This window comes from Kitasatospora phosalacinea (genome assembly GCF_030268885.1).
In the GTDB taxonomy this organism is placed as follows: domain Bacteria; phylum Actinomycetota; class Actinomycetes; order Streptomycetales; family Streptomycetaceae; genus Kitasatospora; species Kitasatospora phosalacinea_C.
Genome location: NZ_BSSA01000019.1, coordinates 96,460 through 118,620, shown reverse-complemented (window position 1 = coordinate 118,620; position 22,161 = coordinate 96,460). Strand labels below are relative to the sequence as shown.

Sequence of the window (22,161 nt, the reverse complement as noted above, 5' to 3'; positions counted from 1 at the left end):
TGCGGGCGGTGCGGGTACCCGCGGGCGCTACTTGAGCTGGTCCGCGGTGTACTGGCCGCCGTCGACGAGCACCTTCTGGTAGTTGTCCTTGTCCACGCTCACGGGCTGGAGCAGGTAGGCCGGGACGACCTTGGTGCCGTTGTCGTACTGGGTGGTGTCGTTGGTCTCGGGCTTGCCGCCGGTGAGCAGGGCGTCGCCCATCTGGACGGCCACCTTGGCGAGTTGGCGGGTGTCCTTGTAGACGGTCTGGGTCTGTTCCCCGGCGATGATGGACTTCACCGAGGCCAGCTCGGCGTCCTGGCCGGTGACGATCGGCAGCGGCTTGCCCGCGCCGCCGTAGCCGACGCCCTTGAGGGAGGACAGGATGCCGATGGAGATGCCGTCGTACGGGGAGAGCACCGCGTCCACCCGGGCCGAGGTGTAGGACTTGCTCAGCAGGTTGTCCATCCGGGACTGGGCGAGCCCGCCGTCCCACCGCAGGGTGGCCACCTGGTTGAACGCGGTCTGACCGCTCTGCACGACCAGCTTCTTGCTGTCGATGTACGGCTTGAGGACGCTCATCGCGCCGTCGAAGAAGAAGGTGGCGTTGTTGTCGTCCGGGGAGCCGGCGAACAGCTCGACGTTGAACGGGCCCTTGCCGTCCTTGAGGCCCAACTTGTCGGCGATGTAGGTGCCCTGGAGGACGCCGACCTTGAAGTTGTCGAACGTCGCGTAGTAGTCGACGTTCTTGGTGCCGCGGATCAGCCGGTCGTAGGAGATCACCGGGATGTGCGCGTCGGCGGCCTTCTGCAGCACGTCGGTGAGGGAGGAGCCGTCGATGGCCGCGACCACCAGCAGCTTGGCGCCCTTGGTGATCATGTTCTCGACCTGCGAGACCTGGTTCTCGACGACGTTGTCGCCGAACTGCAGGTCGGTCTTGTAGCCCTTGGCCTGGAACTCCTTGACCATGTTGTTGCCGTCGTTGATCCAGCGCTCGGACGACTTGGTCGGCATGGCGATGCCCACCAGGCCGCCCTTGGAGTCGCCCTTGGTCGCACCGTCGCCGACGCCGTTCGCGCTCTGGCCGCACCCGGCCAGGGTCAGCGCCAGGGCGCCTGCGGCGAGGGCCGTCGAAAGCTTCCGCACAATTCCTCCATGGGGGCGCCCGGGTCCGGACCGGCCGCGGTGGGAACCGGGCCGGGCGCGGCGACGAGCGGCTGGGCAGGGTCGGGGTGGGTCCGGTCGGCGGTCGGACGGCGGGCCCCTCCCGTGGCGGGGGAGGGGGCACCGGCCCGGCGCGAGGGAGGCCCCGAGTCCGGTGCGCGTGGTCCGCCGCTGTCCGGCGTCCTCAGAGTGTTAGCGCTAACAGATGCAGCGTCAAGGGTCCGCGCAACACTGCCGAACGCGAGGCCGATCCCTGGTGGAGGCTTTGTGTACGAGGGTTGACGGGGGCATTGTTAGCGCTAACAATCTGACGGGTGCACCACACCCGAACGCGCTCCGCCCCCGGCGGTCGCCGGGGGCGGAGCGCGGTGGCGGCGTGCGGGTCAGCCGGCGGCGGACGCAGCGGGTGCGGCGGGTGCGGCGGGCAGCACGTGGGCGCCGGTCCGGTCGGTGCTCAGGCACAGCGAGCAGACGACGGCGTCGTGGGCGGCGCAGGCGGCCAGGTCGGGCCGCTCGTAGGGCCGGTGGCAGACGTGGCAGTCGAGGGTGACCGCGCTCGGGTTGCCCTCGGCGTCCAGCAGTGGCTCGTCGATGCCGTCGTCCGTCCGGCGCAGGTAGTACCGGCCCCGGGTGGCGACGGCCGTCAGCGGGGTGAGGACGAACGCGATCAGGGCGGCGGCGACCGGGGAGTACGGCTGGAGGGTGTCGCCGAGGGCGTGGAAGTACATGGCGATCGACAGGCCCGAGGCGGCGGTGAAGGCGACGACGCCGACCGGGTTGACGGCGTACAGCATGCCTCGGCGGAACTCGGGGCGCAGCGGGGAGATCCGCAGCAGGTGCTTGTTGACGCCGATGTCGGTGGCGACGGTGACCACCCAGGCGATCGCGCAGTTCGAGTAGAAACCCAGGACGCTGTTGAGGAAGCTGAACATGTCGGCCTCCATCAGGACCAGCGCGATGCCCAGGTTGACCAGGACGAAGACCATCCGCCCCGGGTAGCGGCGGGTGACCCGGGTGAAGGAGTTCGTCCAGGCCAGCGAGCCGGAGTAGGCGTTCGTCACGTTGATCTTGATCTGGCTGACCACCACGAGCGCCACGGCCAGCGGGACCACCAGCCAGGACGGCAGCATCGCGTCGAAGGCGCCCTTGAACTGGCGGATCGGCTCCGGCGCCAGGCCCGGCCCGACCGCGGAGAGGATGTGCACGGCGAGGAAGACGCCGATCACCTGCTTCAGCGCGCCGACCACCACCCAGCCGGGCCCGGCCATGACCACCGCGGTCCACCACGCGCGCCGGTTCTCCGCGGTCCGGGGCGGCATGAAGCGCAGGTAGTCGATCTGCTCGCCGATCTGCGCGATCAGCGACAGGCAGACCCCGGCGCCCAGCAGCACGGACGCGGTGTTGACGCCCCCCTCGCCGTCGGTGCCCGCGTACGACAGGAAGCGGTCCACGCTGCCCGGGTCGGTCCAGATCAGGTACACCAGCGGGGAGACCATCAGGACCAGCCAGACCGGGGTGGTCCACACCTGGAGCTTGCTCAGCGCCTTCATGCCGTAGACGACCAGCGGGATCACCATCAGCGTGGAGACCAGGTAGCCCAGCCAGAGCGGCAGGCCGAACCCCAGTTTCAGCCCCTGCGCCATGATGGAGCCTTCCAGGGCGAAGAAGACGAAGGTGAAGCTGGCGAAGATGACGCCGGTCAGCACCGAGCCGTAGTAGCCGAAGCCGGAGCCCCGGGTGATCAGGTCCAGGTCGATGTTGTAGCGGGCGCCGTAGTACGCCAGCGGGTAGCCGGTCACGAAGATGACCGCGGCGGCCACCGCGATCGCCACCAGCGCGTTGCCGGTGCCGTGGGCCAGGCCGATGCCCGCGCCGATCGAGAAGTCGGCCATGTAGGCGATGCCGCCGAGGGCCGTGGTGGCCACCACCATCGGGGTCCAGCGGCGGTAGGTGCGGGGCGCGAAGCGGAGGGTGTAGTCCTCCAGGGTCTCCTCGGCCGCCCGACCGGTGGCCGGTTCGGGGGTGGCCGGTGCGCTGGCGGTCGGTGCGGTGGCGGTTCGACCGGCGGCCGGTGCGGTGGCGGCCGGTGCCGCCGAGCGCGGGGGGCCGGGTTCGACGGTTCTCACCGGGTTCGGTTCGACGTTCATGCGGTGCCTCCTTGCCGTGCGGAGACCAGCGCCTCGGTGGGCGCCGGGGTGCCCGAGGCCCGGGACGGGGCGACGTGGAACTGCTCGTCGAGGACGACGAACCGCGCCGCGAGCCGCTCCGCGGTGAGGCGTTCGTGCAGCCCGACCCGACCGGACGTCAACTCCCCGCGCGGGGCTGCGCGTTCGCGGTGCGGGGGGTGCGGTGCGTCCGGAGGCGTGCACGGCCCGGTGTCCATGGCGGGAGACGCTAGGCAGCGGCCGTTTCCCCCGGGGACCTCCCGCGTGAAGCCGAGGTTTCGAAACCCCCGCCGGTCCGGGCCGGTTCGAGCCGGCGCGGGGTCGGCTCGGGGCCGGTTCGAGGCCGGTTCAGGGCCGGAGGGTGGCGAGCCAGTCGGTCAGCAGCCGGTTGACCTCGGCGGGGCGCTCCTGCTGGATCCAGTGGCCGCAGCCGTCCAGGAGGTGGGAGGAGCTCAGGCCCGGGAGGGTGGTGGGGAAGGCGGCGATGGCGTCGGACATCCAGGTGGTGGAGGCGTCCAGGGCCCCGCCGACGAACAGGGACGGCTGCCCGATCGGGGCGCCGCGGTGCGGGGCGAGGTCCGCCCAGTCCCGGTCCAGGTTGCGGTAGCGGTTGAGCGCGCCGGTGACGCCCGTGCGCTCGAACTCCGCGACGTAGACGCCGAGTTCGTCCTCGCTCAGCCAGGCCGGGAGGACGTCCGCGGGGAAGCGGTCGCGCAGGCGGCCGCCGGGGGTGACGAAGTGCGGGTCGGGCTGGTCCGGGGCGGGCATGGTGTCGGCGGACAGGGCCGCGTAGAAGCCCGCGAGCCAGCCCCGGACGTCGGGCTCGATCTCCGCCTCGGCGCGGCCGGGCTCCTGGAAGTAGGAGACGTAGAACTCCTGCCCCGGGCCGCCGACCCGGCCGAACACCTCGGTGGGGCGGGGCCCGCCGGGCGGTGCGTAGGGGACGCTCAGCAGGCCGACGGCCCGGAACACCCCGGGGTGGAGCAGGGCGGAGGTGGCGGCGATGGTGGAGCCCCAGTCGTGGCCGACGACCACCGCCTCCTGCTCGCCGAGGGCGTGCACGACGGCGAGGTTGTCCGCCACCAGGTCGAGCATCCGGTAGTCCTCGACGGCCTCCGGCCGGGAGGAGCGGCCGTAGCCGCGCACGTCGATCGCCACCGCCCGGTGGCCGGCCGCGGCGAGGGCCGGGAGCTGGTGGCGCCAGGAGTACCAGGACTCGGGGAAGCCGTGCACCAGCAGGACGAGCGGGCCGGTGCCCTGCTCGACCAGGTGCAGGCGCCCGGCCGGGGTCCGGACGGTGCGGTGACGGGGTGCGGCGGTCGGCTCGGGCTGCACGGCTTCTCCTCGCTTCGTGGCGTACGCGGCTGCCCGTCGATCATGCGGCGCGCCACCCGACCGGCGCGACGACCGTTGCCGTTCTGGCAAACTCGCAGGACAGAGCGGTGTGAGGCGGAGGAGGACGCAGGTGGCAGCCGACGACGCGGACGGGGCGCCGGACGCGATGGGGCCCCGGCTGCGCGCCGCGCGCGAACGCCGCGGCGCGACGCTCACCGCCGTCGGCCGCGCCACCGGCATCTCCGCCAGCACGTTGTCCCGGATCGAGACCGGTCGGCGCCGGCCCACCCTGGAGGTGCTGCTGCGCCTGGCCGAGGAGTACGACGCCTCGCTGGACGAGCTGGCCGGCCGGACCCCCGCTCCCGCGGCCGAGCCGCGCGCCAGGGTGCCGCTGAGCTTCGGCGACGACAAGGCGGTGCTGCCGCTGACCCGGTACGTCGGCGGCCTGCACGCCCACAAGCACGTCCTGCCCGCCCTCGACGGCCCGCCGGTGCGGCCCCGCCAGGTCTCCCACGACGGCCACGAGTGGCTGTGCGTCCTGTACGGGCGGCTGTGGCTCGCCCTCGCCGACCGGGACCTCGTCCTGACCCCCGGCGAGGTCGCCGAGTTCGACACCCGGACCCCGCACGGGGTGGCCAACGCCGGCTCCGGCGGCCCGGTCGAGTACCTGGTCCTGTTCGGGCCGCAGGGCGAGCGGCTGCGCTCGCGCACCGGCGGCGTGGCAGCGGGGTGACGGCGGGCCGGGCGGTGGCTCAACTCCCGTACGGGCTGTGCATGGTGAGGAAGTCGATGGTCAGGTCCTCGGCCAGGTAGTCCATCCGGCGCTCCCAGAACGCGCGCATGTGCGGGAGCGCCAGGTGGGCGTCCAGGTCGGCCTCGGTGCGCCAGGCCTCGTAGAAGACGAAGACGCCGGGCTCGTCCCGCTTCTCGTGGAAGTGGTACTCCAGGCAGCCCTCCTCGGCGCGGGTCGGTTCGACGAAGGACAGCAGCAACTCCCGGAGCTCCTCGGTGCGTTCGGGCTTCGGGCGGGCGGTTCCGACCAGGGTGAAGGGCTGGGCCACGGGAGACTCCCTCAGGTAAGAGTTTTTTCGTACCTCGGGACGCTAGCCGGACGGGAAGGTACGATGCAAGTCTTACCTGGGAGGTGGTGGACGGTGCCCGACAGCGAAGGACACCCGGCGGTGGACGAGATCGAACTCGGTGCGGTGCTGTCGGCCCTGGCCGATCCGCTGCGGCGGCGGGTCGTCCGCGAACTCACCGCCGCCCCCGTCGGCACCGCCCGCACCTGCAGTTCCTTCGCCCTCCCCGTCAGCAAGGCGACCGTCACCTACCACTTCCGCACCCTGCGCGAGGCGGGCCTGATCCGCCAGGTCGACCGGGGCAACAGCCGCGCCGCGACGCTGCGCCGCACCGACATCGACCGGCGCTTCCCGGGGCTGCTCGCGCTGATCGCCGCGGAGACGGAAGCGGTGGAGGCGGCGGGGACGGCGGAGGCCGGATAGGGCGCCAGTGCCCGTGGCGGGTTCGGGCGGACGCGGCGGGCTCGGGCGGACGCGGTGGGCTCAGGCGGCCACGGCGGCGAAGGGGCCCGCGGGGCCGAAGACGAGCCGGGCGAAGTTCTCGCCGATGCGGCGGTGGCCCGCGGCGTCGGGGTGGACCTCGTCGGGCAGCGGGAACTCGGCGTAGTCCTGCTCCCCGTACAGGTCGCGCCCGTCGAGGTGGTGCAGGTGCGGGTCCTCGGCCGCCCGCGCCGCGACGATCCGGGCGAGTTCGGCGCGGATCGTGGTGAGGGTCAGGCGCCCGGCGGCGCGTTCGGCCGGGTCGCCGGTGGCCCTGAACTTCAGCGTGCCGTCGGTGAAGTCGGGCATCAGGGGCCCGGGGGTGTCCTCCTGGACCGGGCACAGGACGGGCGAGACGACCAGCAGCGGCGTGGTCGGGTGGCCCTCGCGGACGGTGTCGAGGAACCCGTGCACCGCGGGGGTGAAGGCGCGCAGGCGCATCGCGTCGGTGTTGACCAGGTTGATGCCGATCTTCAGGCTGATCAGGTCCGCGGGGGTGTCCCGCACGGCGCGGGCGGTGAACGGGTCGAGCAGCGCGCCGCCGCCGAAGCCCAGGTTGACCAGCTCCACCCCGCCCCGGGCCGCGGCCAGGGCCGGCCAGACGGCGGTGGGGTGGGTGGCGTTGGAGCCGTGGCTGATGGAGCTGCCGTGGTGCAGCCAGACCCGGCGGCCGCGGTCCGGCACGGGGGAGACGGGGGCGTCGGTGCGCAGCGCGACCAGTTCGGTGGTCTCGTTGTGCGGCAGCCAGATCTCGACCTCCTTGTCGTGCGCGGGCAGGCCGGTGAAGCGGGCGGTGCCGACCGGGCCCTCGTGCAGTTCGGAGGTCCGGGCGGTCAGGTCGGTGACCAGGCGGACGTTGCCGCCGGGCACGGTGGCCTGGGCGGCGAGGCGGCCGTCGACCAGCAGGTCGTAGACGCCGTCCGCGGGGGCCGGGAAGCCCCGGTGGGCGCGCTTGGTGGGCAGCGCGTCCAGTTCGACGACGATCGCGGCGGTGCGGAAGACGAGCCGCACGCCGGACGGCTGGGCCTCCGCCAGGGCCAGCTGCTCGTCGGGGATCTGTCGGCGCGCCGCGGCGGGCAGCCGGTGCGGGAGCAGGCCGTGCGCGGTCCGCTCCAGGTCGAGGAAGCCGCGCAGCAGGTCCGCGGTGACGGGGGTGGTGGTCCAGGGGGGTGCGGTGCTCATGGGTTCCAGCCGGTCGATCGGGGTGCGGGGGGGTGTCCGGGCGCGCCGGTGCGGCGCGGGCGGCGGTGCGACGGCGCAGCGGTGCGGCGGCGGCCGGTCAGGGGGTGCCCTGCAGGCGCAGCAGGGCGTCGAGGGAGTCCAGCATCCAGAGCCAGGACGCCTGCGGTTCGGGGGCGCTGTGGCTGAAGCCGCCGGCCAGTTCCAGGCTGATGTAGCCGTGGAAGGCGCTGCCCAGCATCCGTACCGCGTGGGTCTGCTCCGGTTCCGCCAGGTGGTAGGCGCGCAGGAGGGCGCGCGTCATCCGGGCGTGGCGGACGCCCGCGCCGGCGGCCGCGGTCTCGGGGTCGAGCCGGAGCCGGGTGGCGTCGTAGCGGCCGGGGTGCTCCCGTGCGTAGCTGCGGTAGGCGTCCGCGAAGGCGACCAGGGCGTCCTTCCCGGCCCGTCCGGCGAGGGCCTCGGCGGCCCGGTCGGCGAGTTCCTCCAGGGCGAACAGGGCGATCCGGACCTTGAGGTCCTGCGAGCTCCGCACGTGCGCGTACAGGCTCGCGGTCTTCACGTCGAACCGCCGGGCGAGCGCCGCGACGGTCACCTGGTCGAAGCCGACCTCGTCGGCGAGTTCCGCCCCGGCCCGGGCCAGGCGCTCCGGGGTCAGCCCTGCGCGAGCCATGGTGCTTCCCTCCGTCGGACTACGCCCAGTATGGAGTTTCCTAAATCATGTAGGCAAATCGTCGAGTGGTGTAGGAGGGTGCCGCCCTGCGCCCCGGGGGTCCACCGGACCGGTGCGGGTCCGGGACGGTGTCGGGCGTGATCGAGGACCACGCCTCCGCGCGCACCGACCGGATCCCCCTCGAGACCGGGGCCGCACCGCGCACCTGCGGCCGCCCGCCGACCGGCCCGCCCCGGCCGCGGTGCTGCTGCACCCGTACGGGCTCCGGGACCTCGGTGCCGCCCTGACCGCCGCCGGGACGGGCGCCCTGTGCTACGACGCCCGCCTCCTCACCGAGGAGTGGCACGGCGGCGCGGGCTCGCCCCGGTTCCCCTGCACCGGGTTGGTCGACGACGCCGTCCGGGCGGGCAGGCTGCCGACACCAACCAGCCTGTTGGGCAAGGGTGGTGACGAGACAGCAGGGATCCTCGTGGGACGCCTCCTGGGAGTCGGTGACGGCCCTGCCGTGCGTGCGGGCCCGGTCGGTCACCGTGCCGGGGCGGTCGCGCATCCCCCGGGAGAGCTACCGGGGCCGTCCCGCCGCGGGTGATTCGTGGCGGGCGGCGGCTTCCTAGCGTGGTGGTCGGGTCGGAACGGGTCCGGCCGCGACAGGGGAGGGCACCATGGGGACTGCTGCACCGGACACCGCCGCTTCGGCTCCGGAGACGGGCGGGGCGGGCGGGGCGAGCGGGGGGAGCGGCGGGCGGCTCGGCCGTCTCGTGCGGTCGCCGCTCGGCTGGATGGTGACGGGGATGGTCGGCGTCGGCCTGGTGTCGGGCCTGACGGCGACCGGGCCCGGTCCGGTGCCGGTGCTGGGGGCGGTCGCGGCGGTGGTCGCGTACCGGCTGATCGGGCAGCGGGTGGCCCGGCGTCCGGTGCCGGAGGTCGCCCGGCGCGGTGCCGGGCGGGAGCTGCTGCTCGGCGGCGGGATCGGCCTGGGGTTCGTCCTCGCCGCCGCCTTCCTGATCACGGTGCTCGGGGGCTACTCGTTCTCCTGGAAGGGCGGTGGCGTCCTGTCGCTGGTGGGGAGCGCGGTCGCGGTGCAGGTCGGGGCCGCGGTCGGCGAGGAGCTGATGTTCCGCGGCCTCGCCCTGCAGGCCCTGGAGCAGGTGTGGGGCAGCCGGGTCGCCCTCGCGGTGACCTCGCTGTTCTTCGGGGTGGCGCACCTGGGCACGCCGGGGGCGACCGCGTGGGGCGGGCTGTCGATCGTGCTGGAGGCGGGCGCCCTGCTCGGGGCCGCGTTCCTGTGGCGGCGTAGCATCTGGTTCGTCGTGGGCCTGCACTTCGTCTGGAACACCGCGGAGCAGCTGCTCGGCATCCCGGTCTCCGGGCACGCCCCCGAGGGCCTGTTCACCGTCACCACCCACGGTTCGACCTTCCTGACCGGCGGCGGGTTCGGCCTGGAGGCGTCGGTGGTGCCCGTCCTGATCGCGCTGGCCCTGGCCGCCCGGATGCTCGTCCTCGCCCGCCGCGACGGCGGGATCAAGTCCCGTCGGCGCAACGGTTGTTGAGCACGGAACTGCGGAAGGGGACGGATGTGGCACGGCCTCGGGTGAGCGGGGGACGGGTGCGGCAGCGGGTCGTCCGGCTCGGGGGCCTCCTGTCCGGGGGCGCCCTGCCCGGGGGCGTCCCGCTCGGGGACGGCGTCCTGGCGCTGGTGCTGGCCCTGGCGGCCTTCGTGCCGACCCTGTTCGGCATCGGTGCGCAGATCGGCGACCTGCCCGAGCGGCCCGCGAGCGCGCTGGGGGCCGGGCTGGTACTGGCCCAGGCCCTGCCGCTGGCGGTGCGCCGCAGGTGGCCCGCGGCCTGCCTGGCCGCCGTCGGGGGCGCGTTCGCGGTGCACCAGGCGCTGGGCTTCGCGACGACGTTCGCCAGCGTCGGGCTGTACCTGGCGCTCTACTCCGCCGGGGCCCACCAGCCCCGCCACCGCCCCGCGCTGGCCGTCGCGGCGGCGGCGGGCTACGCCGCGCTGGCCGTCGTCCTGCACCGCCTCGGCTCCCCGCAGTCCGTCCCGGACTACCTGGCGTTCTTCCTGGTCCTGGCCGTGGCCGCGCTGCTGGGCGGCGCGGTGCGCACCCGGCGGACGGACGAGGCGCAGCGGCGTCGGACGGCCGCCGAGGCCGCCACCGCCGCCGAACGGGCCCGGATCGCCCGCGAGTTGCACGACGTGGTCACCCACCACGTGACGGCCATGGTGGTCCAGGCCGACGCGGCCCAGTTCCTGGTCGGCCCGGCGCCGGAGCGCGCCACGGAGGCGATGGCGGCGGTCAGTGACACCGGACGCCGGGCGCTGACCGAACTCCGGTACCTGCTGGGCGTCCTGGAGGCGACCGGGGACGCGGCGACCGGTGACCCCGCGACCGTGGACCGGGCGCCGACCCTGGGCCGGGTGGGCGACCTGGTCGAGCGGGCCCGCCGGGCGGGCCAGCCGGTCGAGTTCACCCGGCAGGGCGAGCGGCGCCCGCACGGCGTGGACGTGGAACTGGCCGCGTACCGGGTGGTGCAGGAGGCGCTCACCAACGCGCTCAAGTACGCGGCCGGGCAGCCGACCCGGGTCCTGCTCCGCTACGGCGCGGCCGACCTCCGGGTCGAGGTGGCCACGGACGGGCCCGCCGCGGCCCCCGCGCGCGGGGCGGTCGGCGGGGCGCTCCGCGGGAGCGGGAGCGGGGGCGGGGGCGGACGCGGGCTGGCGGGGCTGCGCGAACGGGTGCGGATGCTGGGTGGTGAACTGGAGTCAGGACCCGGGCCCGCGGGCGGTTTCGCGGTCCGGGCCACCATCCCGTCCGACCCCCGCCAGGAGTGACCACCGTGAGTGAAGCGCCGACACCGATCCGGGTGCTCGTCTGCGACGACCAGGCGCTGGTGCGGACCGGCTACGTCACCATCTTCTCCGCGCAACCCGACATGGAGGTCGTCGGCGAGGCCGAGAACGGCCACGAGGCGGTCCGGGCCGCCCGGCAGCTGCGCCCGGACGTGGTCGTGATGGACATCCGGATGCCCCTGCTCGACGGCATCGAGGCCACCCGGCAGCTGGCCGGGCCGGAGGTGGAGGGCGCGCCGAAGGTCCTGGTCGTCACCACCTTCAACGTCGACGCCCACGTCTACGACGCGCTGCGCGCCGGGGCCAGCGGCTTCCTGCTCAAGGACGCGCCGCCGCCGGAACTCGTCAACGGCATCCGCACCGTGGCCCGCGGCGAGGCCCTGCTGGCACCCGCCGTCACCCGCCACCTGATCGGCCACTTCGCCCGGCACCTGCGCCCGGCCGCCACCTCCCGGGCGGCCGGGCAGGACGTGGTGCGCGTGCTGACCCCCCGCGAGCTGGAGGTGTTCCGGCTGATCGCCGAGGGGTCGTCGAACGCGGAGATCGCCGCGGCGCTGTTCATCACGCCCGAGACGGTCAAGACCTACGTGTCGCGCATCCTGGCGAAGCTCGGCCTGCGCGACCGCGTCCAGGCGGTCGTGCTGGCCCACCGGGTCGGACTGGTGCCGGGCGCGCAGTGAGCCTCCCCGTCACGCCCGCGGCTCCGGATCGGCGCGGGGGACCCAGCCGCGGTCGGCGCCGGTGCGGATCAACGTCCGCGCGTAGTCCCACAGTTCGGCGGAGGAGTCGCCGATGACGGACTTGCGGGCCAGCACCTCGGCGTCGGTGACCCCGGGGGTGCGCCAGGTGCCGCCGCGGTTGCCGTAGTTGAGCAGCAGCGGCTGGAGGCGGTCCATCGCCTTGGCGAACCGGGCCTCCGGGCTGCTGCGTTCCTCGAACTCGTCCCAGAGCGCCCGGAAGTGGTCGCGCTGGTCGTCGGGCAGGATGCCGAACAGCCGGTCGGCGGCCAGGCGTTCGCGCTCCTCCTGGTCGGCGCCGGCCGCCGCGTCGTAGAGCGGGGTGTCCCCGGCGTAGATCTCCACCAGGTCGTGCAGCACGACCATGGCGAGGACCTTGACCGGGTCGACGGGCTCGTCCGCGTACTCGGCGAGGACCAGGGTCATCAGGGCGAGGTGCCAGGAGTGCTCGGCGTCGTTCTCCCGCCGGTCGGCGGCCAGCAGCGGGCTCTGCCGGAAGACGTTCTTGAGCTGGTCGACCTCGATGACGAACTCGATCTGGCGGCGCAGCCGTTCGGGCACGCCGTCGGGCTGCGGAACACCAGCGGCGAACTTCGGGGTCGGACGGTCGTCGTGGGACACGGGGCCTCCTGGTCGGCGTCGCGGCGGAGCGGGTCGCGGTACGGGGGAAGCCTAGGCGCGGAGAGCGCGGGGCGGTCGCGCGCCATGCCGGGCGGCGAGCGCTTGGATCAACCTCCTTTCCCATCAAGGGACTTGATCCTTTTCAGCCTTTCAAGCCACCGGTTTACACGCCCTTGACAGGCCGTTACCTTGAGGCGTGGGAGCGCTCCCAGAAATTCCCCCGCTCATGGCATGAGCATGGCTTTTCCCCGATCAGACGGCCTGCCCGGCCGGGACGGCACGGGCGGGCCCCTCCACCGAGGTGGTGAAAGTTTCATGTCACGACGTAAGACCCCCACCATCGTCGCGGCTCTCGCCGGTGCGTTCGCGACGGTCTGCGCGCTGCTGCTGGGCCTGCCCACGGCGCAGGCGCACGGCCTGGCGATCATGCCCGGCTCGCGCACGTACCTGTGCTACCAGGACGGGCTCACCGGGACCGGCGCCCTGACGCCGACCAACCCCGCCTGCCAGGCGGCCGTCGCGCAGGGCGGCACCACGCCGCTCTACAACTGGTTCGCCGTGCTGGACTCCAACGCGGGCGGCCGCGGCCAGGGGTACGTCCCGGACGGCACCCTGTGCAGCGCCGGGAACAAGTCCCCGTACGACTTCGCCGCGTACAACGCCCCCCGCGACGACTGGCCCAAGACGCACCTGACCTCCGGCGCCACGATCGAGCTCGACTACTCCAACTGGGCCGCGCACCCCGGGGAGTTCCGGGTCTACCTGACCAAGCAGGGCTGGTCCCCCACCACCCCGCTGGCCTGGGCCGACCTGAGCCTGATCAGCACCGTCGTCAACCCGCCGCAGGTGGGCAGCCCCGGCACCGACGGCGGCCACTACTACTGGAACCAGGCCCTCCCGGCGGGCCGCAGCGGCGCCGCCCTGATGTTCATCCAGTGGGTGCGGTCGGACAGTCAGGAGAACTTCTTCTCCTGCTCCGACCTGGTCTTCGACGGCGGCCACGGCGAGGTGACGGGCATCCACCAGCCGACCTCCTCGCCGAGCCCGAGCCGGTCCGCGAGCCCCAGCCCGAGCGCCAGCGCGAGCCCGAGCCCGTCGGCGAGCGCCTCGCCGTCGTCGAGCCCGTCGTCCAGCCCCTCCTCGAGCCCGTCGCCGAGCCCGTCGTCCAGCGGCACCATGCCGAGCAGCGGCTGCATGGCGACGTACAGCGTCGTCAGCTCCTGGGGCGGCGGCTTCCAGGGGTCGGTCGAGGTGATGAACCACAACTCCACGCCGGTCAGTTCCTGGACGCTGAAGTGGCAGACGGGCGCGGGCACCACCATCACCAACCTGTGGAACGGGGCGCTGACCGTCTCCGGCAGTGACGTGACGGTCAAGAACGTCGCCTACAACGGCACCATCGGCGCGAACTCCAGCACCACCTTCGGCTTCACCGCCAACTCCTCCGGCAACAACTTCCCGACCGGCTCCATCTCCTGCACCGCCTCGTGACCCCCGCGCCCCGGGCCGGGGCCGCCGTGCACTCCGCGGCGGTCCCGGCCCGGGGCCCGCACGAACCACAGAACGCACCGACGACGCAAGGAGGTTCGACATGGTGCGAAGCAACGGGCGGGTGCACGGCGGGCGGCGCGCCCCGGTGGCGGTGTTCGCCGTGCTCGCGGTGGTCCTCGGGGTGCTGGCCGGGCTCGGCCAGCACCCGACTCCGGCCTGGGGCGCGGGCAGCGCGGCCTGCCAGGTCTCCTGGACGAACAACGAGTGGACCGGCGGCTTCACCGCGCAGGTGTCCGTCACCAACTCTGGTGCGGCGGTCAGCAGTTGGAAGCTGACCTGGACGTTCCCGGCCGGTCAGCAGGTCACCTCGGCCTGGAACGCGCAGGTCAGCCAGAGCGGCAGTGCCGTCACGGCGAGCAGCCTGAGCTACAACGGGACGGTCGGCAGCGGCGGTTCGGTGTCCTTCGGGATGCAGGGCACCTGGTCGGGCAGCAACCCCGCCCCCGGCGACTTCGCCTTCAACGGGGCCTCCTGCCAAGGGGGTTCGACTCCCACGCCCACTCCCACGTCCTCGCCGACCGCGAGTGCCTCCCCGAGCCCGTCCGCGTCCCCGAGTCCGTCCGCGAGCCCTTCGTCCAGCTCCAGCCCCAGCTCCAGCCCCAGCCCGAGCGCGAGTTCGACCGGGGGCGGGGGCACCGGCTGCTCCGGGGCGGTGGTCTGCTCGGGCTTCGAGGACCAGAACGGCAGTGCCCTGACCGGTGACTGGACGGTCGCCGCCCCCGACTGCGCGGGCGCGGGCACGGTGACGGTCGACACCTCGGTGGTCCACGGCGGCAGCCGTTCGCTGCGGGTCAACGGCCAAGCCGGCTACTGCAACCACGTGTTCGCGGCCACCACGAAGAACGTGTCCTCCGTCGGCCCGGTGGTCTACGCCCGCTACTGGGTGCGGCACACCACCGCGCTGCCGGCCGACCACATCGCGATGGTCACCATGGAGGACGCGAACAACGGCAACAAGCACCTGCGCCTGGGCGGCCAGAACGGCGCCCTGCAGTGGAACCGCGAGTCCGACGACGCCACGCTGCCCGCGCAGAGTCCGGTCGGCGTGTCGCAGAGCGTGCCGCTGCCGGTGAACCAGTGGGTCTGCGTCCGCTTCGCCGTGGACACCACCAAGCAGTCCATGGACACCTGGCTGAACGACCAACTGGTGCCCGGCCTGCACGACGACGGCGTCCCCACCGCCGACATCGACCAGCAGTGGCTCAGCCGCACCACCGCCCCCCGCCCGGTCACCCTGGACCTCGGCTGGGAGGCGTACGGGAACGGCTCCGACACGCTCTGGTACGACGACGTGGCCCTGGGGTCCTCGCCGATCGCCTGCTGAGCGAGGGGAGTCGGGCCCCCGAGCCCGCCGGAACGCCGCGCACTCCCGGGAGCGGGGGCGCGCGGCGTTCCGGCCGAAGGCTACTTCCCCAGGTTCACCAGTCCGGTCGGGCCGTAGCGCGCGTTCTCCACGACCGTCGATTCGGGGCCCGTGCCCGCCCCGGTGGTGGCGTCCCACGCGTCGAGCGACATGTCCCACGCCCAGGGAATGGTGCTGCCGGGGTTGTCGTACTCCGGGCGCACGTCGTACAGCACGTAGCCCTGGGGCATGCGGCTCTCGGCTATCCGCTCGAAGGACCGCATGCTGTTGGTGATGGTGCCGCCGGTCGCCTGGTTGATGTTGGCCCCCAGCTGGAAGCACGGCGTCAGGTTCCGCTCGTCCGCCGTTCCGCCGGCCAGGCTCGGCACCGAGTGGCAGCGGGCGACGGCGTTCTCCGAGGCGGTGAACCCGAGGGCGGCGGCCCGCGCCAGGGCGGCGGTCCAGCCCCGGATGTTGCCGGCCTTGGACGCCTCCTCCCCCCTCTTCCGGTCGGGCGTCCCCTGGAGGCAGGACCTGACGCCCCGGTTGCGGCCCTGGGCGTCCGACGGCAGGTAGTCGACCCATCCGCCGCCGTTCAGGTCCACGGCTCCCCCGGGCTTCAGGTCCTTGCAGGTGGGGACGCGCCGAGCGGCGTCCTCCCCCGGGGCGGGGGCCTCCTCGACCGTGGTGACCTCGTCGACGGGGAGCTGCGCGCCGTCGAGGTGCACGACCAGCCCACCGGATCCGAAGACCACCGTAGACGGAGACGGGGACAGTGACGGTGACGGAGACGGGGACGGTGACGGGGACGGGGACGGCGCCGGAGCCGGGGCAGCGGCGTCGGACGGGGCCCGCACCCGGAGCGCCGTGTAGTGCCCGTCGGGCTTGCGGACCAGCCCGTCGTAGCTGACGGCCGGGCTGCCGAGGGCGGCGGCCTGCGCGGGGGAGAGCCGCCGGACGGCGTCGGGCGTCAGGTACGCCGTGCCGGGGCGGGGGTCGACGGTGGTGCCGTGCTGCTCCGCGTACTGCGTCAGCGCGGCGGCCTGCGGCCTGCGGTAGGGGCGGTCGCCGGTGTCCTCGTCCTGTCCGGTGAGCCGGTTGCCGGTTTGCGGGGCCGGAGCGGGCGCGTCACCGCCCTGGTCCATGGCGGCTGCCGGGTTCGACGGGACGGCGGCGAAGCTCTGAACCGCCTGCGCCATCTGCGCGAGCAACTGCTGCTTGCGGGACTGGAGTTGCTGTTCCCTCGTCGTGAGGTCGGCGGCCTTCCCGTCGTTGGCCCGGGCGGCGCTGTCGAGTTGGGAGGACCGGGCGTCGATCTGGTCGGCCTCCTGCTGGATCTGGCTCTCCTCGCCCTGGATCCTGTCGTCCACGGCGTTCTCCTGGTCCCGTCGGGCGTCCAGTCGGTCCGCCTCGGCGTTGAAGGCGGCGACCTCGCCGGCTGATCCGGCCGTGCCCTGCCTGGCGTTGTGGGCGGCGATCTCGTCCGCCACGGCCCGCGCACGCTCGTTGTGGCTGCTGATCTCCTGGTTCACCTCGGCCACCCTGGCGTTGAGCGCGGCCTTGCCGTCCTCGATGGCGGCGGCCTCCTTCGTGATCCGCTCCGCCTCGGCGACCACCTCCTTCTCCTGCTGCGCCAGCTCCTCGGCCTGCCGGTTCGCGTCCGCGACCTCCGCCAGCTCGGCCGCCAGGGCGGCCTCGAACCCCCGCGGTGCCGTCAGGGGAACGGAGGCGAGCGTGCCCGCCTGCGCCGTCGCCGCCGCGGCCGCGGTCGCCGCGACGGTCTGCGCTCCTGCGGCGACGACCGGAGCCAGGAGCGCCAGCAGCGCCAGCAGCACGGGGCGCAGGACCCGGGGGAGCGTCCGGCGGCGGCGCACGGTCGCCGGCTGCGGGGGCGCCGGGGGCGAGGCCGCCGGGTGCGAGGGCGCGGTCATCCGGTCACCCGGCCGGTGAGCTCGTCGGTGATCATGAAGGCGGTCGGCCCGCCGTCACCGGCCTGGCAGACCGCGACCTGTATCAGGCTGGCGCCCTTCACCCGGGCCTGGTGGTAGCAGGCCCAGTTCGCGGCCTCGCCCTGCGCGGCGGTCCACGCCACCGCGACCTCGGAGGCGGGGTGCGCCGTGTAGGTCCACTTCGAGGTGCGTCCGGCCTGGTCGGTGAGGGTCGAGGAGGGGCACTTGGCGAAGCCGTCGGCGAGCGTGCGGAAGGCGGCGGTCGCCTTCGCGCCGTCCGGGAACACGCCGATCACCTGGTTGACGGTGTAGCTGCCCGAGCCCGCGGCGTCCTGGTAGGTCGCGGACAGGAACGCCTTCCACGCCTGCCCGTAGACCGACTGCGTGGTCGGCCCGGCGGCGACGGCGCAGTCCGCCGGGGCCGTGGCGAGCGGTGCGTGGGGCCGGTCCGACCGGGGACCGGCCACCAGCGCCGTTCCGGCGAGCCTGCTGACCTCGTCGGCGTCGAGCAGGTCCGCCTGGACGGTCCCCGCGGCGATGTGCGGAGGGCGGCCCGTCGGCTGCTGCGGCCAGAACCACCACCCGGCACCGGCCAGCAGGAGGCAGGGCACCACCGCGGCCACCAGCAGCCGCCAGTGGCGCAGCACCCCGGCTCCCCGCCGCGCCCCCCGCACCCCGGACGGCGGTACCGGCGCGGCCGGTGGTTGCGTGCCGCCCGTTCCGGCAGCGGGTTGTGGGCCGCCCGCCCCAACAGCCGCTTGCGTGCTGCTCGTTCCGGCCGCGGGTTGTGGGCCGCCCGCCCCGGCCGCCGGTTGCGTGGACGGCGTGGACGGCGCCGCCGCCGAGCCGCCGCCGCGGCCGAGCCGGGGCGGCACCGCGCGCGGTGTCTGCTGCCAGGTGGGCGGTGTCGGTGCGGCCGGGGGCCGGCTCCCGTAGTGCTCCGTCATGACGTCCTCCGGGTCGCGGTGTTCGGGTCGGCGCCGTTCACCGGCTGCACGAGACGGCGAGGACGAACAGCAGGAAGAGCACGGCGAGGACGCCGAGGCAGCCGATGCCGCCGGACGGGTCCTTGCCGTTGGTCTCGACCGTCCCGCCGGGGTACAGGTCGGGGTGGCGGTCGGCGTAGTGCGCGATCTGGGCCCGCTCGCCCTGGGACTCGGTGCCCCAGGAGGTCTTGAAGCCGCACTCGCCGCACCGGTAGCGGTATGCCATGTCAGGTCCTTCGGAGTCTGTTCGGTGGGAGGGTGGATCGGTCGCCGCGCGGCGGGTCAGCGCCAGCGCCAGCAGACGGTGTAGCCGAGGTCGGGGAACTCGTTGGAGCGCCAGTAGGTGGAGGCGTCCTGGCCGCAGAACGCCGGGTAGTTGGGCGTACTGGTGCGGCCGGTGACGTAGACGTTGGAGCGGTCGCAGCTGCCCACGTCGGTGAAGGTGGAGCCCGACTTGGACAGGCACTCGCGGACGGTGGCGTAGCCCGCGTCGTCGGGGAACACCATGGACAGGCACTGCAGGACGTCCCGGTCGGCGCCCCGGGGACCGGGGACGGTCCGCCACTGGTTGTAGTGGGGCCAGCCGTCGCACCGGGAGTGGTCGCTGGTGCCGTGGTAGACGGCCAGGACCTTGAAGGCGCCGGTCCGGCAGGACAGCAGCGACCACGGGCCCGCGCCGTTCGGCCCGAAGACGCAGTCGCCCGGCCCGGCGTGGTAGGAGTCCCCGCCCGGGCTCCGGTAGCTGAGGCACAGGACCCGCGAGTACCGCTCGGAGCTGACGCTCTCGTCGTTGCCGGGCACGTGGGCGCAGCCGTCCAGGTCGGTGCTGTCCTCGTTGATCCGGACGACCTCGAACGCCCCGGGGGTGCAGGTGGTCGGGGTGAGGTCGGCGTGCCCGCTGGTCCCGGTGTCGAAGAAGCAGTCGCCGACGTCCGCGGTGGCGACCGGATCGGTCGGGCTCGGGCTCGGGGTGGGCGTCGGGGTCGGGGTCGGGGTCGGAGTGGGCGTCGGGGTCGGGGTCCTCGGGCGGGTGCTGCTGGAGGCCGGGTCGGGCTGCGGGGCCGAGCGCGCCGGGTGACTGACCGTCAGCGGACGGCTGTCGGCGGCCGGGCGGGAGTCCGCCGGACGGGAGTCGTCACGGTGGGCCACGAACAGCAGCGCTGCCACGACGGCGGCCACGGCGACGAGCACCTTGCCGACCCCGGCCGCCGTGCTGCCCGCCCCGGTGCCGCCCGCTGCCGGGCCCGCCGAGCCAGCCGAGCCCGCCGGACCTGACGAACTCGCCGGAGCCGCACCGCTGGTGGCGCGCGGCCGCGGGGCGGCCGACCCGGTCGGCGGCTTCGGCCCGGGTTTCGGCCTGGGCTTCGACTTCGGTTTCGGTTTCGGTTTCGCCCCACTGGCCCCACCGGCCGCGCCGGGCCCGTGGCCGGGCTTCAACCGGCCCGACGCCGAGGTCAGTTGCTCGGCCCAGGCGGCGGGCGTCGGCCGGGCGGCCGGGTCCGTCCCGAGCGAGGCACGGGCCAGGGCGCCGAGGGCCGGGTCGACCGCCGTCAGCGCGGCCGGGTCGGTCGTGCTCTGGTCGCGGGCGAAGAGGCGGACGGCGAGCAGGCCGAGCTTGTAGGTGTCGCTGTGCCGGGTCGCCCGTTCCTCGCCCGCGGGGACGTGCCAGTCCGGGGTCTCGGCCTGCGGCAGCACCGTCGCACCGTCGGTGCGGGCCGCGTCGCAGTCGATGAGGAAGCACTCGGGCTGCGGCGCGAGGGCGAAGAGCAGGTTCTTCGGCGAGAGGTCGCCGACGGTGACGCCGAAGCGGTGCAGCCGGTCGAGGGTGGTCGCGAGGTCGGCGAGCAGCAGCAGCCGGTCCCGGTCGGTGACGGTCAGTCCGATCCCGGTGACGTAGGCGTCCTCGTTGAGGAGGTACTCCAGGGTGGCGAGCCGGGGCGGTCCCTGGTGGCCGGTCGCCAGGGTCCGCAGCGTGAAGCGGAAGCGGTCGGGGACGGACCGCATCAGGAACCCGCACGTCCGTCCGCCGCGCCGGACCACGGCGGCCGGCCAGGCGGTCTTCTCGCACAGCCAGCGCCCCTGTTCGCCGGTCAGCCGCCCGGGCAGGGCGACCGCGGCGGCCAGTGCGGCGGCGTCCACCTGCGGCAGCACCGCGGGGGCGTACTCCTTGTAGACGACCTCCCAGCCGCCGTCGGCCGCCGACTCGTTGATGCGCCTGTTGCGCACCCGGTGGACCGATCCCTGGCCGCCCCGGCCGAGTTCCCCGTCCAGGGCCAGCGCGGCGAACTCGACCGGGGCGGTCGGTTGCGTGCTCACCTCGCTCCCTCGGCCCGCGGCCAGACCGCCAGCAGGGTGCGGTCGTCGTCGAAGGTCTCCCGGGTGAAGTCCAGTACGTGGCCCAGCCACAACGGCGGAGGGGGAGAGGCGAGTTGGCGGGCGAACAGCTCGCCCACCCGGCCGTCGCCCTCGCCGAGCGGGTCGCCGAACCCGTCGGTGCCGACCAGCAGCGTCCACGGCTCGGCCAGCCGTCCGACCGCGGTCTCCGGCCGGTCGGGGACCAGGGGGAGCGGGGAGACCGCGTTGCTGACCAGCGGGGTGCCCGGTACGGCCTTGCCGCCGAACAGCGGACGGTAGCCGCCGCCCGCCCGGTCGAGGAGCCACGCCCCGGAGTCGCCGACCCGGAACAGTTCGGCCTCCAGGACGTCGCCCGCGGTCCGGACCGCCCCCGCCACCAGGGTGGTCGCGTACAGCCGGGCCACCTCGGCCGCCTGCGGCAGGGCGACGCCGAGCCGCCACCGTGCCAGTTCGCGCAGCCGTTCCGCGGCGTGGGCCGCGACGTCGGCGCCGTCCAGCCGCTGCGCGCCCCGGTCGAGCAGGTGCAGGATGCGTTCGACGGCGGCCCGGCACGCCTCGACGGCGCCCTGGTGGGACTCGGCGGCGCTGGAGACGCCGTCGGCGACCGCGAAGACGATGCTGCCGGTGGCCTCGTGCACCGCGGCGCGCACCGCGTCCTGGCGCGGCTGCCGGTAGTAGCGGTGCTTGGCGCCGCGGACGGAGGCGAACCGCAGGGTGAGCCGGTCGGTGGACCAGCCCTCGCACTCGCTGTCGGGGAAGTCGAAGGCGTACTGGCTGGGCGGCCGGGCCTCGAACTCCAGGCCCGGTACGTCCACGGCGATCCGCTGCCACGGCACCCGGTCCGGTCCGGTGGCCGGGGGCGGTCCGGCGGGCCCCGGGGGCGCCGTCGGCGACCCGGGCCCCGGGGCGCCCCGGTGGTCGGGCGTCACCGGCCGACCTCGTCGATGGCCATGGTGAACTGGTCGGGCCGGTTCACCACCAGCTGCGGGTGGGCCGAGTTCAGGGCGTGCCCGGAGGCCACCAGGCTCATGGTGAGCGAGTGGAAGAACTCCGAGATCGCCCGGCCGACGTCGGTTCCGGACTTGGCGAGGAAGGCGAACTCGGGGCGGGTCGCGACGTCGACCATGGTCCGGGCCCGGGCGTCGCCGATACCGCAGGCGATGATGTTCGGCGCGGTCGGCGTGCGGTCCCGGTCGGTCAGCTCCGCGTGCGGCGCGTGCCAGGACGAGCCGTCGGTGGGCTGGCCGTCGCTGAGCAGGAAGACCACCGGGCGGTGCACCCGGTAGCCCTCGCCGCACAGCCACTTCACGTCGCCGGGGATCCGCTGCAGCAGGTCCTCGAAGACGGCCCGGTAGTTGGTCACCCCGCGGATCACCAGCCGGGGCACCGCGGTCTCGGTGCGCATGTCGGCCACCGCGAGCCGGACCTGGACGTCGTCGGAGAAACCCAGCACGGCCAGCCGGAGCTTGGCCGCGACCATCGGCTCCGCCCGCAGCCCTTCGCACAGCGACGCCACCCCGTCCGCCAGCTCGCGCTGGTAGGGCGCCATCGAACCCGACTCGTCCGCCACCACGTAGGCCGGCAGCAGGACGCCCCTCGTCTCCGCCATCGCAAACACCGTCTTTCTCACGTCCGTGTCACTGGTGTCGCGGACAGGGGCGGCCCGGGCCGCGTGACGGGGTGCGCCACGGGGCCGCGGAACCGGCCGT

The 22,161-nt window shown here is 74.2% G+C and carries 21 protein-coding genes; 7 read left to right on the top strand and 14 right to left on the bottom strand.

Annotated features, from left to right (window positions below):
* Nucleotides 1-27 precede the first annotated feature (27 nt).
* From chvE to QSK52_RS25130, 4 genes are all read right to left on the bottom strand, one after another.
* Nucleotides 28-1,125 carry a multiple monosaccharide ABC transporter substrate-binding protein gene (gene chvE / locus QSK52_RS25145; RefSeq protein ID WP_285738415.1) on the bottom strand — a complete coding sequence of 366 codons (1,098 nt, stop codon included), beginning with the start codon at nt 1,123-1,125 and terminating at the stop codon, nt 28-30.
* 401 nt (nt 1,126-1,526) lie between these two features.
* Nucleotides 1,527-3,290, bottom strand: coding sequence for a purine-cytosine permease family protein (locus QSK52_RS25140; RefSeq protein WP_285738414.1), 1,764 nt, complete (start codon nt 3,288-3,290; stop codon nt 1,527-1,529).
* Entirely contained in the window at nt 3,287-3,526 is a 240-nt protein-coding gene (locus tag QSK52_RS25135; protein ID WP_285738413.1) for a hypothetical protein, read from the bottom strand. The genes QSK52_RS25140 and QSK52_RS25135 overlap by 4 nt, the downstream gene beginning before the upstream one ends.
* Nucleotides 3,527-3,656: 130 nt before the next feature.
* Nucleotides 3,657-4,643 (bottom strand): alpha/beta fold hydrolase, encoded by a 987-nt coding sequence (locus QSK52_RS25130; RefSeq protein ID WP_285738412.1) that lies wholly within the window; start codon nt 4,641-4,643, stop codon nt 3,657-3,659.
* Between the two features lie 130 nt (nt 4,644-4,773).
* Between QSK52_RS25130 and QSK52_RS25125 the strand changes: the two genes are divergently transcribed.
* The gene (locus QSK52_RS25125; RefSeq protein WP_285738411.1) at nt 4,774-5,376 is read left to right on the top strand and encodes a helix-turn-helix domain-containing protein; all 603 of its coding nucleotides are present in this window, start codon (nt 4,774-4,776) and stop codon (nt 5,374-5,376) included.
* Nucleotides 5,377-5,395: 19 nt separating this feature from the next.
* On the opposite strand, the gene QSK52_RS25120 is transcribed toward QSK52_RS25125, so the two are convergent.
* Nucleotides 5,396-5,704, bottom strand: a complete 309-nt coding sequence (locus QSK52_RS25120) for a putative quinol monooxygenase (RefSeq protein ID WP_285738410.1) — start codon at nt 5,702-5,704, stop codon at nt 5,396-5,398.
* 93 nt (nt 5,705-5,797) lie between these two features.
* Here QSK52_RS25120 and QSK52_RS25115 point away from each other — a divergent pair, with 93 nt between their 5' ends.
* Nucleotides 5,798-6,145: an ArsR/SmtB family transcription factor gene (locus QSK52_RS25115; protein ID WP_285738409.1), complete on the top strand. Its 348-nt coding sequence runs from the start codon at nt 5,798-5,800 to the stop codon at nt 6,143-6,145.
* Between the two features lie 60 nt (nt 6,146-6,205).
* On the opposite strand, the gene QSK52_RS25110 is transcribed toward QSK52_RS25115, so the two are convergent.
* Together QSK52_RS25110 and QSK52_RS25105 are read right to left on the bottom strand one after the other, a co-directional pair.
* The gene (locus QSK52_RS25110; protein ID WP_285738408.1) at nt 6,206-7,384 is read right to left on the bottom strand and encodes a GDSL-type esterase/lipase family protein; all 1,179 of its coding nucleotides are present in this window, start codon (nt 7,382-7,384) and stop codon (nt 6,206-6,208) included.
* A gap of 97 nt (nt 7,385-7,481) precedes the next feature.
* Entirely contained in the window at nt 7,482-8,051 is a 570-nt protein-coding gene (locus QSK52_RS25105) for a TetR/AcrR family transcriptional regulator (protein WP_285738407.1), read from the bottom strand.
* Between the two features lie 662 nt (nt 8,052-8,713).
* On the opposite strand from QSK52_RS25105, the gene QSK52_RS25100 reads away from it, so the two are divergent.
* The 3 genes from QSK52_RS25100 to QSK52_RS25090 all read left to right on the top strand — a co-directional run bounded on the left by QSK52_RS25100 (nt 8,714) and on the right by QSK52_RS25090 (nt 11,591).
* On the top strand, nt 8,714-9,601 hold the full coding sequence (locus tag QSK52_RS25100) for a CPBP family intramembrane glutamic endopeptidase (RefSeq protein WP_285738406.1): 888 nt from the start codon (nt 8,714-8,716) through the stop codon (nt 9,599-9,601).
* 89 nt (nt 9,602-9,690) lie between these two features.
* Nucleotides 9,691-10,893: a sensor histidine kinase gene (locus tag QSK52_RS25095; RefSeq protein ID WP_435053357.1), complete on the top strand. Its 1,203-nt coding sequence runs from the start codon at nt 9,691-9,693 to the stop codon at nt 10,891-10,893.
* A gap of 5 nt (nt 10,894-10,898) precedes the next feature.
* Nucleotides 10,899-11,591 (top strand): response regulator, encoded by a 693-nt coding sequence (locus QSK52_RS25090; RefSeq protein ID WP_285738404.1) that lies wholly within the window; start codon nt 10,899-10,901, stop codon nt 11,589-11,591.
* Between the two features lie 9 nt (nt 11,592-11,600).
* Here QSK52_RS25090 and QSK52_RS25085 read toward each other — a convergent pair whose 3' ends face one another.
* Complete coding sequence (locus QSK52_RS25085) at nt 11,601-12,269, bottom strand: HD domain-containing protein (RefSeq protein ID WP_285738403.1); 669 nt, start codon at nt 12,267-12,269, stop codon at nt 11,601-11,603.
* A 315-nt stretch (nt 12,270-12,584) separates the two neighbouring features.
* Between QSK52_RS25085 and QSK52_RS25080 the strand changes: the two genes are divergently transcribed.
* The gene (locus QSK52_RS25080; protein WP_285738402.1) at nt 12,585-13,760 is read left to right on the top strand and encodes a lytic polysaccharide monooxygenase; all 1,176 of its coding nucleotides are present in this window, start codon (nt 12,585-12,587) and stop codon (nt 13,758-13,760) included.
* Nucleotides 13,761-13,860: 100 nt separating this feature from the next.
* Complete coding sequence (locus tag QSK52_RS25075; RefSeq protein WP_285738401.1) at nt 13,861-15,144, top strand: cellulose-binding domain-containing protein; 1,284 nt, start codon at nt 13,861-13,863, stop codon at nt 15,142-15,144.
* 80 nt (nt 15,145-15,224) lie between these two features.
* On the opposite strand, the gene QSK52_RS25070 is transcribed toward QSK52_RS25075, so the two are convergent.
* The 6 genes from QSK52_RS25070 to QSK52_RS25045 form a co-directional block, all read right to left on the bottom strand.
* Nucleotides 15,225-17,093 (bottom strand): hypothetical protein, encoded by a 1,869-nt coding sequence (locus tag QSK52_RS25070; RefSeq protein WP_285738400.1) that lies wholly within the window; start codon nt 17,091-17,093, stop codon nt 15,225-15,227.
* Nucleotides 17,090-17,758: a sensor domain-containing protein gene (locus QSK52_RS25065; protein ID WP_285738399.1), complete on the bottom strand. Its 669-nt coding sequence runs from the start codon at nt 17,756-17,758 to the stop codon at nt 17,090-17,092. The genes QSK52_RS25070 and QSK52_RS25065 overlap by 4 nt, the downstream gene beginning before the upstream one ends.
* 337 nt (nt 17,759-18,095) lie before the next feature.
* Nucleotides 18,096-18,323, bottom strand: a complete 228-nt coding sequence (locus QSK52_RS25060) for a hypothetical protein (RefSeq protein ID WP_285738398.1) — start codon at nt 18,321-18,323, stop codon at nt 18,096-18,098.
* 56 nt (nt 18,324-18,379) lie between these two features.
* Nucleotides 18,380-20,413 (bottom strand): LppU/SCO3897 family protein, encoded by a 2,034-nt coding sequence (locus QSK52_RS25055; RefSeq protein WP_285738397.1) that lies wholly within the window; start codon nt 20,411-20,413, stop codon nt 18,380-18,382.
* Complete coding sequence (locus QSK52_RS25050) at nt 20,410-21,267, bottom strand: protein phosphatase 2C domain-containing protein (RefSeq protein WP_285738396.1); 858 nt, start codon at nt 21,265-21,267, stop codon at nt 20,410-20,412. Before QSK52_RS25050 ends, QSK52_RS25055 begins: the two co-directional genes overlap by 4 nt.
* Before the next feature lie 110 nt (nt 21,268-21,377).
* Nucleotides 21,378-22,061 (bottom strand): vWA domain-containing protein, encoded by a 684-nt coding sequence (locus QSK52_RS25045; RefSeq protein WP_285738395.1) that lies wholly within the window; start codon nt 22,059-22,061, stop codon nt 21,378-21,380.
* Nucleotides 22,062-22,161 lie beyond the last annotated feature (100 nt).

Excerpts from the sequence above, each read along its gene's own strand:
- QSK52_RS25045 (WP_285738395.1), bottom strand. The coding sequence starts at position 22,061 with ATGGCGGAGACGAGGGGCGTCCTGCTGCCGGCCTACGTGGTGGCGGAC.
- QSK52_RS25060 (WP_285738398.1), bottom strand. The coding sequence starts at position 18,323 with ATGGCATACCGCTACCGGTGCGGCGAGTGCGGCTTCAAGACCTCCTGG.
- QSK52_RS25100 (WP_285738406.1), top strand. The coding sequence starts at position 8,714 with ATGGGGACTGCTGCACCGGACACCGCCGCTTCGGCTCCGGAGACGGGC.
- QSK52_RS25135 (WP_285738413.1), bottom strand. The coding sequence starts at position 3,526 with ATGGACACCGGGCCGTGCACGCCTCCGGACGCACCGCACCCCCCGCAC.
- QSK52_RS25075 (WP_285738401.1), top strand. The coding sequence starts at position 13,861 with ATGGTGCGAAGCAACGGGCGGGTGCACGGCGGGCGGCGCGCCCCGGTG.
- QSK52_RS25080 (WP_285738402.1), top strand. The coding sequence starts at position 12,585 with ATGTCACGACGTAAGACCCCCACCATCGTCGCGGCTCTCGCCGGTGCG.
- QSK52_RS25110 (WP_285738408.1), bottom strand. The coding sequence starts at position 7,384 with ATGAGCACCGCACCCCCCTGGACCACCACCCCCGTCACCGCGGACCTG.
- QSK52_RS25070 (WP_285738400.1), bottom strand. The coding sequence starts at position 17,093 with ATGACCGCGCCCTCGCACCCGGCGGCCTCGCCCCCGGCGCCCCCGCAG.
- QSK52_RS25140 (WP_285738414.1), bottom strand. The coding sequence starts at position 3,290 with ATGAACGTCGAACCGAACCCGGTGAGAACCGTCGAACCCGGCCCCCCG.
- QSK52_RS25105 (WP_285738407.1), bottom strand. The coding sequence starts at position 8,051 with ATGGCTCGCGCAGGGCTGACCCCGGAGCGCCTGGCCCGGGCCGGGGCG.